The 19308-nt window shown below is 35.1% G+C and carries 14 protein-coding genes and 1 pseudogene; 8 read left to right on the top strand and 7 right to left on the bottom strand.

The features are described from left to right. Positions 1 to 126 (bottom strand): annotated as a pseudogene (locus AO58_RS18335) (IS1595 family transposase); the annotation flags it as partial. 85 nt (positions 127 to 211) lie between these two features. Between AO58_RS18335 and AO58_RS17675 the strand changes: the two are divergent. Beyond that, entirely contained in the window at positions 212 to 853 is a 642-nt protein-coding gene (locus AO58_RS17675) for an energy transducer TonB (RefSeq protein WP_162150409.1), read from the top strand. An 85-nt stretch (positions 854 to 938) separates the two neighbouring features. Here the strand turns inward: AO58_RS17675 and AO58_RS0115645 are convergent, their stop codons facing one another. Next, entirely contained in the window at positions 939 to 2309 is a 1371-nt protein-coding gene (locus AO58_RS0115645; protein ID WP_024982594.1) for a saccharopine dehydrogenase family protein, read from the bottom strand. A gap of 153 nt (positions 2310 to 2462) precedes the next feature. Here AO58_RS0115645 and AO58_RS0115640 point away from each other — a divergent pair, with 153 nt between their 5' ends. After that, positions 2463 to 2858, top strand: coding sequence for a DUF423 domain-containing protein (locus AO58_RS0115640; RefSeq protein WP_024982593.1), 396 nt, complete (start codon positions 2463 to 2465; stop codon positions 2856 to 2858). Between the two features lie 69 nt (positions 2859 to 2927). Further along, positions 2928 to 4529, top strand: coding sequence for a phosphoenolpyruvate carboxykinase (ATP) (pckA, locus tag AO58_RS0115635; protein ID WP_024982592.1), 1602 nt, complete (start codon positions 2928 to 2930; stop codon positions 4527 to 4529). A gap of 90 nt (positions 4530 to 4619) precedes the next feature. Here pckA and AO58_RS0115630 read toward each other — a convergent pair whose 3' ends face one another. The 3 genes from AO58_RS0115630 to AO58_RS0115620 all read right to left on the bottom strand — a co-directional run bounded on the left by AO58_RS0115630 (position 4620) and on the right by AO58_RS0115620 (position 9542). Further along, the gene (locus tag AO58_RS0115630; RefSeq protein ID WP_024982591.1) at positions 4620 to 5672 is read right to left on the bottom strand and encodes a phytase; all 1053 of its coding nucleotides are present in this window, start codon (positions 5670 to 5672) and stop codon (positions 4620 to 4622) included. A 4-nt stretch (positions 5673 to 5676) separates the two neighbouring features. Next, positions 5677 to 6660 carry a metallophosphoesterase gene (locus tag AO58_RS0115625; RefSeq protein WP_024982590.1) on the bottom strand — a complete coding sequence of 328 codons (984 nt, stop codon included), beginning with the start codon at positions 6658 to 6660 and terminating at the stop codon, positions 5677 to 5679. Between the two features lie 68 nt (positions 6661 to 6728). Continuing rightward, positions 6729 to 9542, bottom strand: coding sequence for a TonB-dependent receptor (locus AO58_RS0115620; protein WP_024982589.1), 2814 nt, complete (start codon positions 9540 to 9542; stop codon positions 6729 to 6731). 247 nt (positions 9543 to 9789) lie between these two features. On the opposite strand from AO58_RS0115620, the gene AO58_RS0115615 reads away from it, so the two are divergent. Further along, the gene (locus AO58_RS0115615) at positions 9790 to 10890 is read left to right on the top strand and encodes a DUF4407 domain-containing protein (RefSeq protein WP_024982588.1); all 1101 of its coding nucleotides are present in this window, start codon (positions 9790 to 9792) and stop codon (positions 10888 to 10890) included. 94 nt (positions 10891 to 10984) lie between these two features. Here AO58_RS0115615 and AO58_RS17670 read toward each other — a convergent pair whose 3' ends face one another. Next, on the bottom strand, positions 10985 to 11971 hold the full coding sequence (locus tag AO58_RS17670; RefSeq protein ID WP_024982587.1) for an AraC family transcriptional regulator: 987 nt from the start codon (positions 11969 to 11971) through the stop codon (positions 10985 to 10987). Between the two features lie 137 nt (positions 11972 to 12108). Here AO58_RS17670 and AO58_RS0115605 point away from each other — a divergent pair, with 137 nt between their 5' ends. Both AO58_RS0115605 and AO58_RS0115600 read left to right on the top strand, forming a co-directional pair. After that, complete coding sequence (locus AO58_RS0115605; RefSeq protein ID WP_024982586.1) at positions 12109 to 14370, top strand: TonB-dependent receptor plug domain-containing protein; 2262 nt, start codon at positions 12109 to 12111, stop codon at positions 14368 to 14370. Between the two features lie 19 nt (positions 14371 to 14389). Then, positions 14390 to 15775 carry a DUF4374 domain-containing protein gene (locus tag AO58_RS0115600; RefSeq protein ID WP_024982585.1) on the top strand — a complete coding sequence of 462 codons (1386 nt, stop codon included), beginning with the start codon at positions 14390 to 14392 and terminating at the stop codon, positions 15773 to 15775. A gap of 100 nt (positions 15776 to 15875) precedes the next feature. Here the strand turns inward: AO58_RS0115600 and AO58_RS0115595 are convergent, their stop codons facing one another. Next, positions 15876 to 16550 carry a PH domain-containing protein gene (locus AO58_RS0115595; RefSeq protein WP_024982584.1) on the bottom strand — a complete coding sequence of 225 codons (675 nt, stop codon included), beginning with the start codon at positions 16548 to 16550 and terminating at the stop codon, positions 15876 to 15878. Between the two features lie 261 nt (positions 16551 to 16811). On the opposite strand from AO58_RS0115595, the gene AO58_RS0115590 reads away from it, so the two are divergent. Both AO58_RS0115590 and AO58_RS0115585 read left to right on the top strand, forming a co-directional pair. After that, positions 16812 to 18161 (top strand): sigma-54-dependent transcriptional regulator, encoded by a 1350-nt coding sequence (locus AO58_RS0115590; protein WP_024982583.1) that lies wholly within the window; start codon positions 16812 to 16814, stop codon positions 18159 to 18161. A 6-nt stretch (positions 18162 to 18167) separates the two neighbouring features. Then, positions 18168 to 19307 (top strand): FIST signal transduction protein, encoded by a 1140-nt coding sequence (locus AO58_RS0115585; RefSeq protein ID WP_024982582.1) that lies wholly within the window; start codon positions 18168 to 18170, stop codon positions 19305 to 19307. Position 19308: the final 1 nt, after the last annotated feature.

The following is a 19308-nucleotide window of genomic DNA, read 5'->3' as shown; positions in this document are numbered from 1 at the left end:
CCGTTTACATTTATATCCGTCCGCCCATTTTATTTGTGAAAGATAAGTCAAACAATAATTATCATCTTTAAATCTATTATGAAATTTTATCGAATTCACTCCTCTGAAAATATTTCTATCTGCCATAAGGCTAAGATAATTATTTGCGACCTAAGCGCCTATACCTATAAAAAAGAAACCCACTAGATGGTTTACCTGCACGATGCTAGTTTTGGCATTAATAGCAACTTCTTTTGCAAACGCTCAAGCAAATCTATCTCAAAAGCAAGAGAAGGGTTCGCTATTCGAAAACTATTACAATAACACCATTTTTAAAATAAAAGACGAAAAAGGAACAATTGTAGCAGAGAAAAAATACGATCAATTAAATCAAGTTGAGAAAAAACTTGTACCCAATTTCTTTAGCAACAATAAAACCATGCCAACAAAAGAAGAGTTAGATGAACTATTAAAAAAAGGAGGACCTGCCGTAATTATCATAGATGCTTTTGACCCAAAAAACCAAAAAACTAAAAAGGGTGAAAATGTAATCTACCAAGTCAATGAAATTACCGAAGACCCAATATTCCCGAATGGCATGGAAGCCTTTTACAAGTACGTTGCAATGCATTTTACGCTACCAAAAGAGGCAGTAGAGCAAAAAGCCAAAGGCAAAATTTATCTTAGTTTTATTATAGAAACAGACGGGTCTCTTACCGAAATTACAACTTTAAGAGATAATGTCGGTTACGGAACTGTTGATGAGGCGATACGAGTAGTAAAAAGTGCTCCGAAATGGATTCCTGGAAAAATCAACAGTGAACCGGTGAGAGTCAGATATTCATTACCAATTACAATAAATCCAAAAGCTTAGCATAAAAAAACCGCTTCTCTTCAAGTACAAGTTTAGAGAAGCGGTTAACAAATAAACTCAAAAAAAATTAAAATTAAAAAGAAAACTAATTGAAGACTTTATCTGGATTGTAGCCCATATATGGCATGGCTTGCTCATTAAAAACAACGCCATATGATTCTAATTCTTTCAGGATGGGTTCGTAAACTTCTTTTTGAATAGGAAGTTGAACCCCGCTAGTTTGTATTTTACCATTTAAAATCAATAAAGCGGCCATTGCTACGGGAAGCCCAACTGTTTTTGCCATAGCCGTGTACATTTGGTCATCGCCAATACACACCATTTTGGAATCGATTTGAGAAGTTATCCCGTTTAATTCGTAACCAAATTTGTGATACATGACAATCATATCTTTATCCTCAGGTTGTAAAGTCCAACTATCTGTTAAGATTTTCTCCAAAATTTGTGCGGGAGTCGCATTTTTTAATCCCACTGTTTTGGCCTTACTAAACAAATCCAACTCCACTAGTTTATCCCACATAATATCGTCTTGGTCTATTTTGAGAATGTGTCGCATCTTTAGTTCAACCGAATCAGTAGGGTGATAAGGCAAAAAGGAATTCACAAACTGTCGATAGGTCATTGCTTCGGATCCTTCCATGATATAGCTATCGTCGGTCATTCCTAACTGCACAAACATATTCCATGCCTTAGAGAATCCTACTCGGCGAATAGTACCTCTATATAAAGTAAGCACATCATCTAAGCCATAAATCGATCGGTATTTTAAAGAATCTCGATTAGAATAAGCTTCGAATCTTCCGTAGCCTTCGACTTCTAAAAACTCGGTTCTACGAAACAAATTGCAATAGGGTATGTATTTGTAGGCGCCTTCTTGAATGAATTTGGCCGCACCACCTTGACCTGCTAACACCACATTTCTTGGTGCCCATGTAAATTTGTAATTCCAAATATTGGTATCCGATTCTGGAGCAACCAATCCACCACAAAAGGATTCGAATAAAAGTATTTTTCCGCCTTTTTCTTTGATCTCATCGATAACTTTCATCGCACTCATATGATCGATTCCAGGATCCAAACCAATTTCGTTCATAAAAATGAGTCCTTTGGCTTTGACTTCTGCATCCAAAGCTTGCATCGCTTCACTGATATAAGAAGCCGTAACCATATGTTTTTGGAACAAAACACAATCTTTGGCCACCTCTATATGTAAATGCGCTGGCAACATAGAAATAACGATTGTTGCTTTTTGAATCGCTTCTTGTCGTTGTTGCGTATTAAATATATCTAAAGCAATTGGAGTCGCATTAGGATGATTGTTGGTTTTTTTCTCTGCCAATTCCATCGATAAATCTCCAATAATGAGATGTAATTGCTCTTTTTCTGACTTCGACAGTAAATATTGAATCAACGACGAAGCCGATCTTCCTGCACCAATAATGAGTATAGTTCTCATAAAATTATGATTATTTAACACAAACATACAATTTTGTTGTATTTATAACAAGTGGATAGTGTTAAAACCTAAAATTTATAAAAATAAAACAGAAATAACTGTTTTTGTTTCAAATGTAATAAATACTTTTGCAGTAGATTCTAAATCGGAACTATGAGTAAAAAAGTAATTACGACTGCAGCCCTTTTAGGAATGATAGCTATCATTTTAGGAGCTTTTGGCGCACATGCCTTAAAAAAAGTACTTTCAACCGAAGAACTTGTTACCTTCGAAACGGGTGTTCGCTATCAAATGTACCATTCTTTATTCCTGCTATTCATTGGTTTGACTACTTCGTTATCTGAAAAATCTAAAAAAATCATTTATTATTTTACCGTAACTGGAGTTCTTTTGTTCTCAGGTTCTATTTATTTTTTAGCCACAAACACTTTAACTTCGTTCGATTTTAAGAAAATCGGCTTCGTCACTCCTATCGGAGGTGCACTTCTAATTTCAGCTTGGGCGGTTTTACTGTTTGACTTTTTAAAAAACAATAAAAAGAAAATATAAAACAAAAAGAACGATTAAAAATTAATTTATACTTTTACACCGAAACAAATAAAAACTAACTACAATTTTATGGACACTAACACTCTTTTCACGAAATCGATTTCGTTAGAAAAATTAGGAATTGAGAATGCCAAAATTCAGTATCAATTAACTCCAGAGGAATTACATACTTTAACTCTTGCTTCTGGTCAAGGTAAAGAAAACTCAACTGGAGCTTTAGCCATAAATACAGGAACATTTACAGGCCGCTCTCCTCAAGATCGATTTATAGTAAAAGATAGCATTACCGAAGACAAAGTATGGTGGGGCAAAGTGAACATCCCATTCACTCCAGCGGCATTCGATGCATTATGCAAAAAAGTTACCGCACACTTATCCAACAAGGAAGTATTTGTCAGAGACGCTTATGTTTGTGCCGATGCTAATTACAAATTGAACATCCGTGTAGTGACCGAAACACCTTGGGCAAACTTATTTTGCTACAATATGTTTTTGCGTCCAACCGCACAAGAATTAGAAAACTTTACTCCAGAATGGACTGTGATTTGCGCACCAAGTTTTGAGGCAGATCCTGAAGTGGATGGTACACGTCAAAGTAATTTTGCCATTTTAGATTTTACCAAAAAAATTGCGCTTATCGGAGGTACTGGTTATACTGGAGAAATGAAAAAAGGGATCTTTTCGGCATTAAACTTCATTCTACCTGTTGACAAAAACACCTTACCTATGCACTGTAGTGCCAATGTAGGTAAAAATGGAGATACTGCCATCTTCTTTGGACTTTCAGGAACTGGAAAAACAACCTTATCTGCTGATCCAGAAAGAAAATTAATTGGTGATGATGAACACGGTTGGACAAATGAAAACACCGTTTTTAATTTTGAAGGAGGTTGCTATGCGAAAGTGATTAACCTTACCGAGGAAAATGAACCAGACATTTTTAGAGCCATTAAAAAAGGAGCGATTTTAGAAAATGTAGTATTTAAAGCAGGAAGTAACGAAGTAGATTTTGAAGATGTTTCCATCACACAAAACACTCGCGTAAGTTATCCAATTACACATATTGACAACATTCAGCCGGATTCTATTGGTAAGAACCCAAAAAACATCTTCTTTTTAACAGCGGATTCTTTTGGTATTATTCCTCCTATTTCAAGATTAACTCCAGGGCAAGCGGCCTATCATTTTATCTCGGGTTATACCGCAAAAGTAGCGGGAACAGAAGCTGGAGTAACCGAACCGCAACCCAATTTCTCGGCATGTTTTGGCGCACCATTTATGCCCTTACACCCCACAAAATATGCTGAAATGTTAAGTCAAAAAATGAAAGACGCCGATGTAAAAGTATGGCTCATCAATACAGGCTGGACAGGTGGTCCTTATGGCATAGGAAGCCGAATGAAACTAAAATACACACGCGCTATGATTACCGCTGCATTAAACGGGGAATTAGACGATGTTGAGTATGTGGATCATGTAGTGTTTGGTATTGCTAAACCTCAAACGTGTCCAAATGTACCGAGCGATTTCTTAAATCCGAGAAATACTTGGGAAGACAAAGCCCTATACGATATAAAAGCCGTTGAATTGGCACAAAAATTCAAAGCTAACTTTGCAAAATTTGAAGAATTTGCCAATGAAGAAATATTGGCTGGTGGACCAAGAATATAATTGAACATTACAACAAACCAAAATAAATCAACCAAAAACCAAAAAGAGCTGTTCCGCAAAGAACAGCTCTTTTTATATTAGTCCTGTCAATTATTTTTTCTTTTTATCTATAGCCTCTTGAATGATTTTCCAATCGTAAAAATGAAACGTTTTACCGTTACTCATCGCCATAAACATTCCTTTATCGAAAGGTGATCCTAGATTAATTGCTGTGGCATCAGCACCATCAGACTCAATGGTAGATGTAGGAACTTCGGCCAATAATTTATGCTCGTTAGGATTACCATTACTTCCTTCTCTTGCATAAACCATAAACGAATTAGCTTGTTGATTGGAGACCAAAATATATCCCGTAGTGGCTGAAGCTTTATATATGGCAATTCCCTCATGATCTGCCTTACAATCTTTTTGGCCAAAAAGGGCTATTTCTTGGTTATCATTTAAAGAAGGATCGGCTTTGTATTTACGAATACCAAATTGTTCATCACTATAATACACCGCTCCCAACTCATTATCTACTGCAATGGCTTCAATTTCTTTTTTGCCGCTGTAGGCACCAAATTTACGCACCAAAGTACCTTCAACTTTGGTATTGTTAGTTCCTTTCAATTCATATTGCCATAAATAAGAACCCGAAGGTCCAGATTTTCGACCCACAATTGCAAAAATCGCTTTGTCTGAAGGACGAGTATAAATAGCAATTCCCATCGGGTCCTTTTCCAGTTCTCCTTCAAAAACAGGGAAACCACCGTTATCGAGAGGTTTCAAATCAGGTAGACTAAAAATTCGAATTTTATTCGTTTCGCGTTCGGTTGTAACCGCCACATCAGTTGCTACTCCATCAATTGTTAAACCATAGGCAATATCCACATTATTGGGTCGTTTAATCGTTTCGGACTTTTTTATAATTTTGCCTTGCAAATTAAAAACATACAACCCGCCGTCGGTGTCTTTATCGGTTCCAATCACAAGACTTTGTTTTGGGTCTGTGGGATGAATCCAAATAGCTGGATCATCGGTATCATGCAAAACGGTTTCAGTTACAACAGTTGGTTTTAGCCCATCTTTGCGCAAAGGAGCTAACGAAGTGGAACAAGACGTTACAAACGCAGTAACGATTAGTAAACTACAATATTTATTCATTTTATTACTTTTTTTTATCAATACTAGTTTTAAAAATCACATTACCTTCAGCATCTACCACTTGTGCCAGTAGTTGATCTTTGGTTAATGAAAAAGTCATGAAACCTGCTTTTTCAGCCCAAAACAAGGTTCCTTCACGACTACCAGAAGGTCGCACTTCACAGGCGGCACCCGACAAAAATTGAGTAGTATAGCGATTTTTGGGTTTAATAATTTGTAGATCGTGTTCGTGTCCACAGAAATAAGCATCCACTTTGTAGGTGTCAAATATGTTGGCAAATTTAGTTTCAAAATTTTTGGTTTCTGGGCTGTCTTTTCGTTTTCCACCACTATACAACGGATGATGCCCTACAACTATTTTCCATTTTACAGTAGCATCTTTAGTAGCGAGTTCTTTGATCAACCATTCCTTTTGGGCTAAAGTATCTTGCGCCACAATATTATCGTACATGTCAGTCCCTTTTTCGTGATACTTATCTATAAAAGGTGAGGTGTCCATGACCAAAAGCAACACTTTGTTTCCATCTTCTAAATCTATCATCTTTTTGTAGTAGGTTGAAGGCAAATGCCAACGTCTACTAATAGAGGAATACTCTATTTGAGCTTTTAAGTTGCCTCTGTAATCATGATTTCCCAAGGCTACATACCAATCGTTTTGCAAACTGTACTGGGTATACACCGATTCAAAGGAAGCCAACCATGAATAATCCTGAGTACTTCGAACACCGTTGGGATAAAAATTATCTCCTACAGTGATCACAAATTTAGAGTCGAGCGTGGCGGCAGCTTTTCCCATTTGGGTGGCTACCTCTTTTTGAAAAAACTGCCCGTAACGACCAAAATCACCCATCAACAAAAAATCCAAACTCTTGCTGGTTTTTTGTAATTGTGGCAAATACCCTTCTGTATAACCCGAAAGATCTCTTTTGACTGGGGTTTGTGCACTAAGCAGTTGTGTTACAAAAAAAAATATAAATAAATTCTTCATGGGATAAAATTAAAAAAAACAAACAGGAAATACATCCTGTTTGTTTCATTAACAAAAACAGACAACAATTACAAGTCGAACTTCAAACCAAAATTATATCTAGCTTGATAGTATTCCATTTGCATTGTGCGGGAAGCTATACCTTGGTAATAGCGTAAAGGTTGATTGGTTAAGTTATTTGCCTCGGCAAAAATTCTTAATTTGTTAGTTATTTTATAAGAAGCATTAGCATCCAAAAACATTTGCTTGTCATAGTATCTATCTTCAAATTCGTCAGCACCCAACTCGTCTAAATAATCTGCAGTGTAATTCAATGAAATACGCGCAGAAAATCTTTTATTTTCCCATGATAAAGAACCGTTAAACATATGAGGAGCAGTTCCAGGCAAGCTTACATTTGTTCTTTCTTCACCACTAGCATTTGTAACACCTTTGGCGTCAGACTCTGTAAAGGTATAATTCAAATAAACCCCTAAACCTTTAAAGAATTGACCCGGAATAAAGTCCAATTGTCTTTGTATTGCTACTTCAAATCCATAAATACTCACATTATCACCATTTCTTTGTTGCGTTAATCCCCAATTTCCAGGATTAGTTGCAGGAATTGGATTAGGTTGTCCTGGGAAATCAGCCGTAAAATCAGCATTAGTATATTGGCTATTTCTATATGTATAAATAAAATTATTCAAGTTTTTATAAAAAGCCCCTCCTGACAATAAACCTACAGATTTATAATATTTTTCGGCCATCAAGTCAAAATTATAAGCGTAAGTAGCTTTTAAGTTTGGATTTCCTGCTACAATTTCAGAATCGTCATCTGGAATAACACTAATAAATGGAGATAAATCATAATAATTAGGTCTAGCTAAAGAAGTAGTAAATGCTGCACGATATACCCAATCCTTTTTACCATTGTATTTAAAAGCTAAACTTGGTAATACATTGGTATAGGAATTAGTGTTATTGATTTCTTTAAGCTTTTTTTCTTCATCTTCTACATAATTTGCTGTATAGTCAATATTGGTGTTTTCAACACGTAATCCAGCAATCATGGATAAATTGGAAGTAAAATCCTGATCCCAACGAAGGTAACTTGCAAAAATACTTTCTTTAGCTTTATAATTCAAAGCCAAATATTCAGAAGGAATATCCTTTTTATTAAACAATAATGGATTATTCAAATCTAAAGCTCCTAAGAATGAATTACTAGCAAATGTTCCAGGGATATATTGTGAACCTGGTTGAAATTGTTCGCCACCGTAAAAACTAGATGAAATTACATTTAGGTTCCCAAGCGCCGTAATTGGTGCATATTCGAAAAAAGTATTTTCTCTTTTTTTGTCTTTAATTCTAGCTCTAGCACCAAATCGAAGTCTTCCTTTTTGATCTTCAATAACTGATAATGGCAATCTGAAATTTAATTTTGCTCCAAATTCAGATTCTTCAGTATAATTATCGTTTTCAGAAAGCGTTCTGAACTTGAAATTTTCTGTTGCATTAGCTCCAAGAGATGAAAGTAATGGAAATCTTGTATCCACTAAATCTTGATTAATATCTAATTTAGTATTTTGATATTCTACGTAACGTTCGCCTGGTCTATCCTCACTAGCTTGAGCGTAATTAATAGCCCAATCCATATCAAGTTTAGAACTTAAAAGGTGCTCCCCTCCCATGGCATAATTTTGTACAATTTGTCTTTCTAGACGTGCATTTTTATTGTCTTCAATTCCACCTTTTGTTTGTCTTCTCACATCACCTTTGTAACCAATAATGTTATCATTAGCGTCATAAGTTGGTTTGATTCCACGGAACCTGGTACGGTAACGATTTTCGAAATCATCTCTGAAGTTGTACATCGCATTAACATAAATAGAATTATTTTCGTTAAACTTATAATCCGTTGCTAATGAAAATGAGTTTCGAATACGTTGAACATCATATTTTCTAACATCATATTCTTCCATATAAACTTGGTCTTTTTTTCCTTTCACCCAAACACCTTCAACATTATCAGAACCAAAATTATTATTGTTATACGAGGCACTTAAAACTGCACCTAATTTTTTATCTAAAAAACGATTCCCAAGTACCAAACCAGCTGTATAATTCCCCTTTTCTCTAATTGGGCTATATCCACCTGCAAGAGTAGCCGATACTCTAGGACCATTTGGAGTAGCACGAGTAATTAAGTTAACCGAACCTCCAATCGCATCAGCATCCATATCAGAAGTAAGGGTTTTGTTCACTTCTATAGTGGATATCATATCGGAAGGAATCAAATCCATTTGTACATTTCGATTATCTCCTTCCGCAGAAGGAATTCTGTCCCCATTTAATGTCACCGAGTTTAAAGAAGGCGCTAAACCTCTAATAATAATATTTCTAGCTTCGCCTTGATCATTTTGCATAGTGATACCTGGAACTCTTTTTAAAGCGTCCCCCACGTTGGCATCTGGAAAACGACCCACTTGATCTGAAGAGATGATGTTGGTAATATTTTGATTGGTTTTTTGTTTATTTAAAGCCTTGGATTGCCCTTTTAATCGATCGCCTACCACTACTTCATTTAATTCAGTACCCGTAGCTTTTAAGTTAAAAGTAACACTCACGTTTTTACCACTTTCTACCTCAACCTCCATAGTTTTCATGGCGTACCCCATGTACTTTACTTGTAAGATATATTTCCCTACATTAAGGTTCAAAAACTCATAATTTCCGGTATAATCTGTAACGGCATATTTATTGAATCCTTCTATTTGGATCAAGGCCCCAGGAAGCGGCAATTGATCATCAGCGTCTAACACTTTCCCCGAGACAACACCTTTTTGGGCATGTCCAACTAGGAAAATTAAGAAAAACAGTACTACTAATTTTGCTTTCATTTTTTTAGTTAAATAGTTATTTGGCAAAAGTAGCACATCAAATTTCATAGTATTTTACCTTACTTTTAACAAAGGATTAACAAACTCAAAAAAAGAAGTATTACCTAACCATATAACAACTCACAAGAAACAATAAATTAACCTAGCCCTAAAAATCAACCCGTAAACAAAATAGAATCAATATTTTATAATGTAAATCATTTTTTGGCGTTAAATTTGTAAACATCAATCAAAAAATCAATCAATCATGTTACAATCCTTTTTTATTTTATGTTCAGGAGCTGATAAAAACCTGCTTGAAGGTTGCTCCCAAGGCGAAAAAACCAAATTTGTAGGCATTGGCGCCACTGTTTTTTTCACTGCCGTGATGGCTTTTTTGGCGAGTGCCTATGCCCTATTTACTGTTTTCGATAGTGTTTATCCAGCAATAGCTTTTGGAATTGTTTGGAGTTTGCTTATTTTCAATTTAGATCGTTTTATAGTATCGACCATTAGAAAAAGAGACCAACTTAGTGCCGAATTTTTGCAAGCTACTCCCCGAATTTTATTGGCAATTATCATTGCGATTGTGATTTCAAAACCGTTAGAAATTAAAATCTTCGAAAAAGAAATCAACACGGTGCTTTTAAAAGAGAAAAATGCGATGGCTTTGAAGAACAAAAAAGAAGTCGCTGATTATTTCAAAACCGATTTGGATAAAAACAAAGCCGAAGTAGATAAATTAAAACTAGAGATTTCTACTAAAGAAAAAGAAGTCAACACCTTGTATGAAACTTACATCAAAGAAGCCGAAGGAACGGCTGGCACCAAAAAACTAGGTAAAGGCCCGGTGTTTAAAGAAAAAATTGCCAAACACGATTTGTCTAAAAAAGAATTGGATACCTTACAAAAAACCAATCTGGCCAAAATTGCTGTGCTAGAAAAAGAAAACAAAAAATTGGAAGCCGATTTGGACAAAAAAGTAACACAAACCCAACCTATTATTGATGGTTTTGATGGACTGATGGCAAGAATCAATGCTTTAAATAGTTTGCCTTGGTTGCCTTCTTTTTTCATAATGTTGTTGTTTTTAGCCATAGAAACTTCACCTATTATTGCCAAATTATTGTCTCCCAAAGGGGAATATGATTACAAACTAGAAGACCTCGAAACAGCATTAAAAGCTACAATAGAACAGGACAAATACCAACGCACTCTTTTGGTACAAACCAGCGCTAGTATGCACGACAAAGTGTATGCGGATATTGCCGAAGACAAAAGATTGTATGAGTTACAACGAAAAAACGCAACAGATTTATTGGAATTACAATCCAATACTTTTGTGGAAAAACAAAAAAAAACACTTTAAATAAAAAGACATAAAGTCAAAAGGCAAATTGTCTTTTGACTTATAACTTTTGACTTTATGACTTAATAATGATGTATTTTTCTGGAAAACTTCTTTATTGCTTCTGTCTAAAACTAACCGGTGTAAATCCATAAAACTGTTTGAATGCAGCCGAAAAATGTGATACATCTTTATAGCCACATTGATATGCCACCTCGCTTACATTTAAAATTTTATTTTTAAGCAATTCTTTTGCGCGTTCCATTCTGAGTTGAGTAACATACGTTTTTATGGTACAATTAAAACACGATTTAAATCCTTTTTTCAATTTAAATTCGTTCAGTGCAATGATTCTAGAAAGCTCTGATAATGAAGGAGCATTTGTGTAATTTTCTTGCAAGATGACTTTGGCTTGATCTAGCTTAGCCCTATTTCCATCTTCAATAACAATCTTATGATCTGTACTAGTTAATATCTCCAATTGAAAAATGAGCAGCTCCTTGATTTTAGATTCTAAATACATTTTTTTTATAACCCCTTCAAATTTACAAGTCTTAATTTCGTGAAGAATCCATTGAATTCCAGAATTAAAAGACGCATATTGCATTGATAGATAACTGGTAATCTTTGATTTAATTTGCTGTGAAAAACTTTCATGAAGTGCCCAATTTGCATCTATTAATTTCGAATAATAATCCGGTGCTAGAATTATTGAAAAACAATCTAATTTTTGAAAAGCAGGTACGGTATAGATAACCTTAAAATTAGAAGCATAAAAAATATTATGTGTGTGCTCAACAGAATTTTTTTCTCCCGCAAGATGCTCTATTTGTTCCACTGTATGTGAACTTGAGAAAAAATTCATTACAATAGATTCTCCCACGATTTGAACTTCAATGGCTGTTGCTGCTGCAAAAAACATTTGTGCGTAAACGATCATAACGCCATCGGCTATCTGGTATTGAAATGTAATTTGATCTGTTTCGCCATTCTTCACTTGAATTGTTTCACTGTAAAAGTGACTCTTTAACTGATAATAATTAACCGTTTCTAGTGACAAAATGGGCTGCTGCTGCTCTACAATTCTTGAAATAAGTTTCAAAATATAATCCGTTTTTACAAAGTTATAATCCGTTTTTCCCTATTCGATAGAGGGATTAAGGCGGTATTTTTGCGCAAAATTATTTATATTAAGTCTAATTAAGAATTATTTTTAGTTAAATATCACATTCAAAAACCATGTTTAGCAAATATACCTGTCTCTTGTTGTTTCTATTTACGTTGCTACCCGCCTTATCGCAAACAAGTACTACTAACAACAAAAACTTTAAAATTGACAAAAACAACGCAAATGACACTATTGCAGAAAACCTAAAAAGTGTCATCGTAAAAGGAAAACCTAAAAAACAAAAATTAGAGACAAGTGGATTTGCAGTAGCCATTATTGAAACCAAAGAAGCCTCCTTACGCAACTTAACTACTAATGAATTACTTGATCGATCTGTAGGAGTTAGGGTAAGGCAAAATGGCGGCATAGGATCTAATGTAGAGTACAACTTAAACGGAATGTCTGGCAGTGCTATAGGAATGTTCATTGACGGAATAGAAATATCAACTTTTGGCTCCTCATTCAATTTAAATAATATTCCACCAGCTATGATTGAACGTATTGAGGTTTACAAAGGCATTTTACCTTCGCATTTAACAGGCGATTACGTAGGAGGAGCAATAAATGTAGTTCTTAAAAAAGATGTCTCTAAGAATACAGCAACTGCAGCAGTATCCTACGGCTCATTTCAAACTTTACAATCTGATTTAGGAGTTACTTTACGAGACAAAAAATCGGGACTGTCCTTTAGAGGTTCTGGCTTTTATACCTACACGGATAATAGTTTTGAAACTTGGGGCAGGTCGACCACATTTGTAAATCACTTACAGCAAATTACCAGACCGTATAGAGCCAAACGATTTAACAATACTTACAAAGCAGTAGGAGGACGTTTTGAAGCTGGCTTTACAGATACGAAATGGGCTGATCAATTTTTTATAGGCTATAACGGATCAAGTAATTACACTGAGATTCCGCACGGCATTACTATGGCTGTACCTTATGTGGGCCGATTTAACGAAACTAAATCACATGCCCTACTGCTAAATTATACTAAGAAAAACTTTTTAGTACAAAATTTAGCTTTGAATATCAATGCCGTACGAAGCGTACGAAGCACCTACCTGCAAGACACCATAAGCTATGCATACAACTGGGACGGAACGATTAGAGAAGTAATTGAGTTTGGCGAGAGAGTTCCTTTGCGTACCAATGGCGGACAGCAAGGTCCTAAAACAATTACCAATACCGATAGGAAAATTAAAAATGCAAGGACAAACTTAGGTTATCTGATCGCTAGCGGACATCGTATTTCTCTAAATCATAAGTACGAAGCGACCAACAGAAAAGATGAAGATTTGTTAAACCCTTCCCTCAGAGAGCTTGCTACCAAAAGCTTGGTTACAAAAAATATTGTTTCCTTAAACTATGAAGCCGAAAGTTTCAATAAAAAATTAATTACCAATTTGTTAGGTAAGTACACTACAAACAAAACCAATCAAACAAAATATGACATTGTGACAACTGATGGAGCCAACACCATTGTACAGAGTGAAAGCAGTACGTCAGACTATAATTTTGGATATGGTGCAACAGCATCTTATCAGATGATTGAAAAACTTTTTGTCATTGGTTCAACCGAAAACTCCTATATCATGCCAACCGAAAATCAATTGTTTGGAGCACCTGAAATTAATATCTTGTCCAACCTTACCTTAGAACCAGAAAAAAACATCAATTACAATTTAGGTTTTAGATGGGGTCCAATTGATTTTAAAAAACACAAAATATCTTTCTATGCAAATGCCTTTTGGCGAAACGGCTTTAACAAAATCACACAGCAAGCTGTTGATGTATCTGAAATTGAAGAGGAATCAGATGCTGATATCCAAACCACAAGATATGTAAATCTTGGCAAAACCCAAGCCCGTGGTTTTGAAGCCGAAATTATCTACGTGTATAACAACAAATTGAATGCCTCTGTAAATTTTTCGAAATTTAATAATGTATTCAAGCTAGAACGAGACAATAACGGTTTACCACATACTTTTTTTGGACAACAAGTCCCAAACGAACCTTTTTTGACGGCCAATGCCAATATTCAATACAGACTTAATAATGTGTTGCAAAAAAATTCGGTACTCAATCTCTACTACAACACCGGTTTTGTGGGTGAATATTATGTAGTGTGGGGACAACCTGATTGGTCTTTGACTCCAAGTCAATTCACTCATGACATCGGTATAAGTTACGGATTTCCATCTAAAAAACTCATTGCTAGCGTAGACGTAAAAAATATTATGAACGCCGAGATTTACGACAACTTCTCGATACAAAAACCTGGTAGAGGAATTTACTTCAAATTGAATTACACCTTTAGTACATTTTTATAATCAAATTAAAATCAATATCATGAAAAAAAATCTATTTAAAATAACAGTCTTAAGTACTGTAATGACAGCACTTACTTTAGGAAGTTGCAGCAATGACGACTCAGAAACTGTTGCACCTCCAGCAGTTGATGCCACACGATGGATTACACTTACCGGATCATTCCCAGATGCTGCAGGAACGGCTGGTAACGGAGGAACACGCGCCTATGCGATAACCCCTCAAAATGCTGCTAATCCAGATTATGTAGTTGATTTATTTAAACTGAACGGATCTACTTACGTGGAAGGTTTTGCATTAAAATCAAGCCGAACTGCTCGCGTACAAGCATCAGCAGATGGAAAATTTTTATACAATATTCAGTATACTGGTACCGAGGGCGGTGTTTTTAATAAATATAGCGTAACTGGCGCTGGAAAATTTGAAGAAGTAGGATTTGAATTGAACACTTCAGTAATTTTAGGAACATCACCACGCTGGGTAAAAGCTGCAGAAGGTGTTGGAGTAGGTGTCTCGTTTGGAGACGCACTAGAACCTTTTACAGGAACAGCTCCTAATTATGTATATAGAAATCCAAAAGGAGTAATTAAAATTGCCAATATTGACTTAAACAATACGGCAATTACAAATACCGGAGCGATCAATGTTGATTTAGGAGCCGATTTAGAATCAAAGGGATACCACATCTGGAGAGCTGACGTACCCGTTTTAAACGAATCGAAAACTAAACTGTACATAGGGGTGGGCATCAGAAGACATAATGTTAATGGTACCGTAACTACAAATGCTACAACTGGTGCCATTACAGGTTGGGCAACTACAACTAACAGAGATTTAGGAACAGTTTCGTATGTGGTGGATTATCCTTCTTTAAAAAATCCGAAAATTATCATCTCTGATAAAAGCATAATTGATAATTTAGGCTACCGCACCTTGACACAGTATGTAGGCACTGATGGCAATTTGTACCAAGCAACTGCTACATCTGGTCCAGATATTCTTCGAATCAGTAAATCAACAAACGAATATGATGCATCTTATCATTTTAATTTAAATACTGCATTAAACACTACGGGAGCTAGTATTAAAGCGTGGAGATATATTAAAGACGGTATTGCTATTGTTATGTATACCGTAACGGGAACTAATGGCGGGTATGTTGCACTAATAGATTTGAATACCAGATCAGCAACAAAGTTAACAACAGAGGTAGAAACTGATCCAGCATTAACAACTACTTTTGGTCAATTTCAAAACATAGGACTTATAGGTGATAATGTGTATTTACCCTTTACACCAGCAGGTAAAGATGGAAATATTTACATTGTAAACTGGAAAACCAAATCAATTACAAAAGGTGCAAAACTAAAAGCAGCTTCAGGCAGTTTTTATTTAGGCGCCTACTAAATAACTTATTTAAATCTTGTTAAAAAACCAAAAGTCAATAGGGCTATACACTTTTGACTTTTGGTTTTTTAATGTTTTAGTAATTTGGGGGTTTAATAAATTACATCTGACTCAAGATTTCCTTCTTAAAAGCGTCGTACTCACCTTGTAAAATCAAACCGTTGTCTAATAGCTTTTTATAATTCTGCAATTTGGCAAACAATTCTTCTTGGTTCAAACCGGCACTAGAAACAGGCTCTGCTTCGGTTACAAAACTAGCCTCGTGAGTGGTTGTTGCTGGCATAATCTCTGCAAAATTTGTTACTTCCTCAGTTTCTACTTCTTCAATAATTTCAGCTTCGGGAATAATTACTGCATCGGCGATTGGAATGGTTGCTCCATTTTTCAAACTATCCAATTGTTCTTTTGCATAAGTGTAAATTTTGCGCGCTTGAATTTTTGGAATGTAATCAATCGTTACTTGCAATTCTGTTTTGGTAGAAAAAGTAAACTCTGAACCTAAAATATTCTCTTTTACAAAAGCGCCATCTACCTCATCCCAAGTGTAATCAATAAAATGCATCGAAAGCCCTAAGTTTTTGGGCTGACAAATAATAATTCTTTTATTGGTCAACACAATACTATCGGGTAAAACCGTCAACGCTGGTTTCTTTTGAACAGCAATGTACCCCACTTCTTCATTTTTCATTAAAATGTCGTTGAGTTTTGCAGTAACCTTTTCAATTGCTTTGGGATCTTGCTCTTCGTTTAAAAATTTTTTAATATGTTCTTTCATGGTACTACTAAGTTACTAGAATAATTGTTTTTTGGTTTATTAAAACCTTCTTTAGGTCATCATCAAAATACCTTAACAAAAGTAATACCTAAATTAGATACTCCATTTTAAAAACCTTGGCTTCATTAAAATATAATAATATTTAAAAGTAATTGAAAGATTTTTTTAAAACAATGCCTAGTGTCAAAAAATAATCTTACAAAAAAAATATCATAATATCCTAATTTTTACTAACTTAGACAGTAATTAGCCTCAAAAGACATGGACGAATTAAAAATTTTCATCGTAGAAGACGACCCTTTCTTTGGAGAAACTTTAAAATATCATCTAAAGTTAAATCCAGATTTCAATGTTTTTTTATACGGCACTGGCAAAGAATGTCTTAATAATTTGCATCTAAAACCAGCTATTATTTGTTTGGATTTTGGTCTTCCAGATATTACAGGCGACATATTACTTAAACGTATAAAAGAAATCAACAACACTATTCCGATCATCATCATTAGTGGTCAAGAGGATATTGAAGTAGCCGTTAATTTTTTAAAATCTGGCGCAACTGATTATATTGTAAAAAGTAATCATACCAAAGATTTACTTTGGAATTCTATTTTAAAAATAAACGAAAACCGAAGTCTTGCTCAAGAAGTTGCTGTTTTAAAAGAAAAACTAGAGCAAAAATTTAGTTTTGAACAAACTATTATCGGTCAAAGCAGCGCAATCAAAAATGTTTTTAACAGAATAAACAAAGCCATAAATAACAATATCAACGTATCGATAACAGGAGAAACTGGAACTGGAAAAGAAGTTGTTGCCAATGCCATTCATTACAATTCCGATAGAAAAAACAAACCATTTATTGCCGTAAATATGGCAGCAATACCCAAAGAGTTAGTAGAAAGCGAATTCTTTGGCCACGAAAAAGGAGCTTTCACTGGAGCTAATGATAGAAAAAGTGGCAAATTTGAACAAGCCGACGGTGGTACCATTTTTTTGGATGAAATAGCCGAATTGGATTTGAATTTACAAAGCAAATTATTACGCGTGTTGCAAGAAAGAGAAGTCGTGCGTGTTGGTGGGACTACCAAAATAAAATTTAATGCCCGCCTGATTATTGCTACTCACAAAGATTTGGCTCAAGAGGTAAAAAAAGGAAATTTCAGAGAAGATCTTTATTACAGAATCATCGGATTGCCCATAGAACTTCCTCCACTAAGAGAACGAGAAAATGACACTTTGCTTCTGGCCAAACATTTTATAGACTTGTTTGTGAAAGAAAACAAAATGTCACCTCTTTCCTTAACTAAAGCAGCCAAAGATAAACTCTTAAAGTATGCCTTTCCTGGTAACATTAGAGAATTAAAATCGGTCATCGATTTGGCTTGTGTAATGTGTGATGAAAACGAAATTTCAGATGACGACTTGAGTTTTAACAGCATCAACTCGAATGATTTGTTCCTCTCTCAAGAAAAAACATTAAAGCAATACACTGATGAAATCATTCTTCATTTTTTGAAAAAAAACAATAACGATGTACTGAAAACCGCCAAAAAATTAGACATCGGAAAATCTACAATTTACAACCTGTTACAAACCGTTGAACTAAAAAAATAACCAACTATGAAAGTAGCTTCCTTTTTATTCGAAAAACAAGACTTCATAAAAGAAATCAACAATGAACAACTATCCATAAAAGATGCTGATTTAGTGATTGGGTTTGGTGCCAGTGACTTAGTTTCGGATGTGTCTCATTACAATGCCATTCGAGAAAAATTCCCCAAAGCAGTTCTAGCTATGGCCTCATCAGCGGGTGAAATATTTGATACAGAGGTTTTTGACCACACCATTTCACTTGTAGCAATGCAGTTTGACAACACAAAAATTGCTACATCCGAAGTCAATATTGATGATTATAGTAACAGTTTTGATGCCGGAAAAGCATTAATAACACAACTTCCTACAGCAGATTATAAACTAATCTTTGTGCTTTCAGATGGCGGAAAAGCAAACGGAAGTGAACTCGTAAAAGGGATTAATGAAGCTACAGAGGGCAAAATTTTAGTAACTGGTGGTTTGGCTGGAGATGGCACAAAATTTGAAAAAACCTATGTAGGGATCAACCAATTACCCACATCTGGAAAGATCATCGCTATAGGTTTTTACGGCGAAAAACTACAAATATCACATAGCTCGATTGGTGGATGGGAAAGCTTTGGACTGGAACGTACCGTTACAAAATCTTACAAAAATGTACTCTATAAAATTGACAACAAAAATGTATTAGAACTATACAAAAACTACTTAGGAAAATACGCTGAGGAATTACCTGGCTCTGCCTTATTGTTCCCGCTTTCGATAAAAGTAAACGATAAAGATGATGTTATTGTACGCACGATTTTGTCTATTGATGAAAAAAAACAGTCGATGACTTTTGCTGGAGATATACCCCTTGGCAGCAAAGTACGTTTCATGAAAGCTAACTTTGACAAAATCATAGATGCGGCTAGTGATGCTGCTAACAATTGCTTAACCATGAACGAATTGACACCTAAACTAGCTATATTAATTAGCTGTGTGGGACGAAAAGTGATTTTAGGCAATCGAATTGATGAAGAAGTCGAAGCCGTATCTGATATTTTTAATCATACCACTTTACTCTCTGGTTTCTACTCTTATGGCGAAATTTCGCCACTGCGTCCTTTTTCGGGTTGTGAATTACACAATCAAACCATGACCATCACTTGTTTAAATGAACTTTAAT

The organism is Flavobacterium succinicans LMG 10402, assembly GCF_000611675.1.
Lineage (GTDB): Bacteria > Bacteroidota > Bacteroidia > Flavobacteriales > Flavobacteriaceae > Flavobacterium > Flavobacterium succinicans.
The sequence above is the reverse complement of the archived record's forward strand: the minus strand, read 5'-3'. Positions and strand labels throughout refer to the sequence as shown.

Coding starts and splice junctions, on each gene's coding strand:
- AO58_RS0115645 (WP_024982594.1), bottom strand. CDS start 2,309: ATGAGAACTATACTCATTATTGGTGCAGGAAGATCGGCTTCGTCGTTG.
- AO58_RS0115640 (WP_024982593.1), top strand. CDS start 2,463: ATGAGTAAAAAAGTAATTACGACTGCAGCCCTTTTAGGAATGATAGCT.
- pckA (WP_024982592.1), top strand. CDS start 2,928: ATGGACACTAACACTCTTTTCACGAAATCGATTTCGTTAGAAAAATTA.
- AO58_RS0115630 (WP_024982591.1), bottom strand. CDS start 5,672: ATGAATAAATATTGTAGTTTACTAATCGTTACTGCGTTTGTAACGTCT.
- AO58_RS0115625 (WP_024982590.1), bottom strand. CDS start 6,660: ATGAAGAATTTATTTATATTTTTTTTTGTAACACAACTGCTTAGTGCA.
- AO58_RS0115620 (WP_024982589.1), bottom strand. CDS start 9,542: ATGAAAGCAAAATTAGTAGTACTGTTTTTCTTAATTTTCCTAGTTGGA.
- AO58_RS0115615 (WP_024982588.1), top strand. CDS start 9,790: ATGTTACAATCCTTTTTTATTTTATGTTCAGGAGCTGATAAAAACCTG.
- AO58_RS0115605 (WP_024982586.1), top strand. CDS start 12,109: ATGTTTAGCAAATATACCTGTCTCTTGTTGTTTCTATTTACGTTGCTA.
- AO58_RS0115600 (WP_024982585.1), top strand. CDS start 14,390: ATGAAAAAAAATCTATTTAAAATAACAGTCTTAAGTACTGTAATGACA.
- AO58_RS0115595 (WP_024982584.1), bottom strand. CDS start 16,550: ATGAAAGAACATATTAAAAAATTTTTAAACGAAGAGCAAGATCCCAAA.
- AO58_RS0115590 (WP_024982583.1), top strand. CDS start 16,812: ATGGACGAATTAAAAATTTTCATCGTAGAAGACGACCCTTTCTTTGGA.
- AO58_RS0115585 (WP_024982582.1), top strand. CDS start 18,168: ATGAAAGTAGCTTCCTTTTTATTCGAAAAACAAGACTTCATAAAAGAA.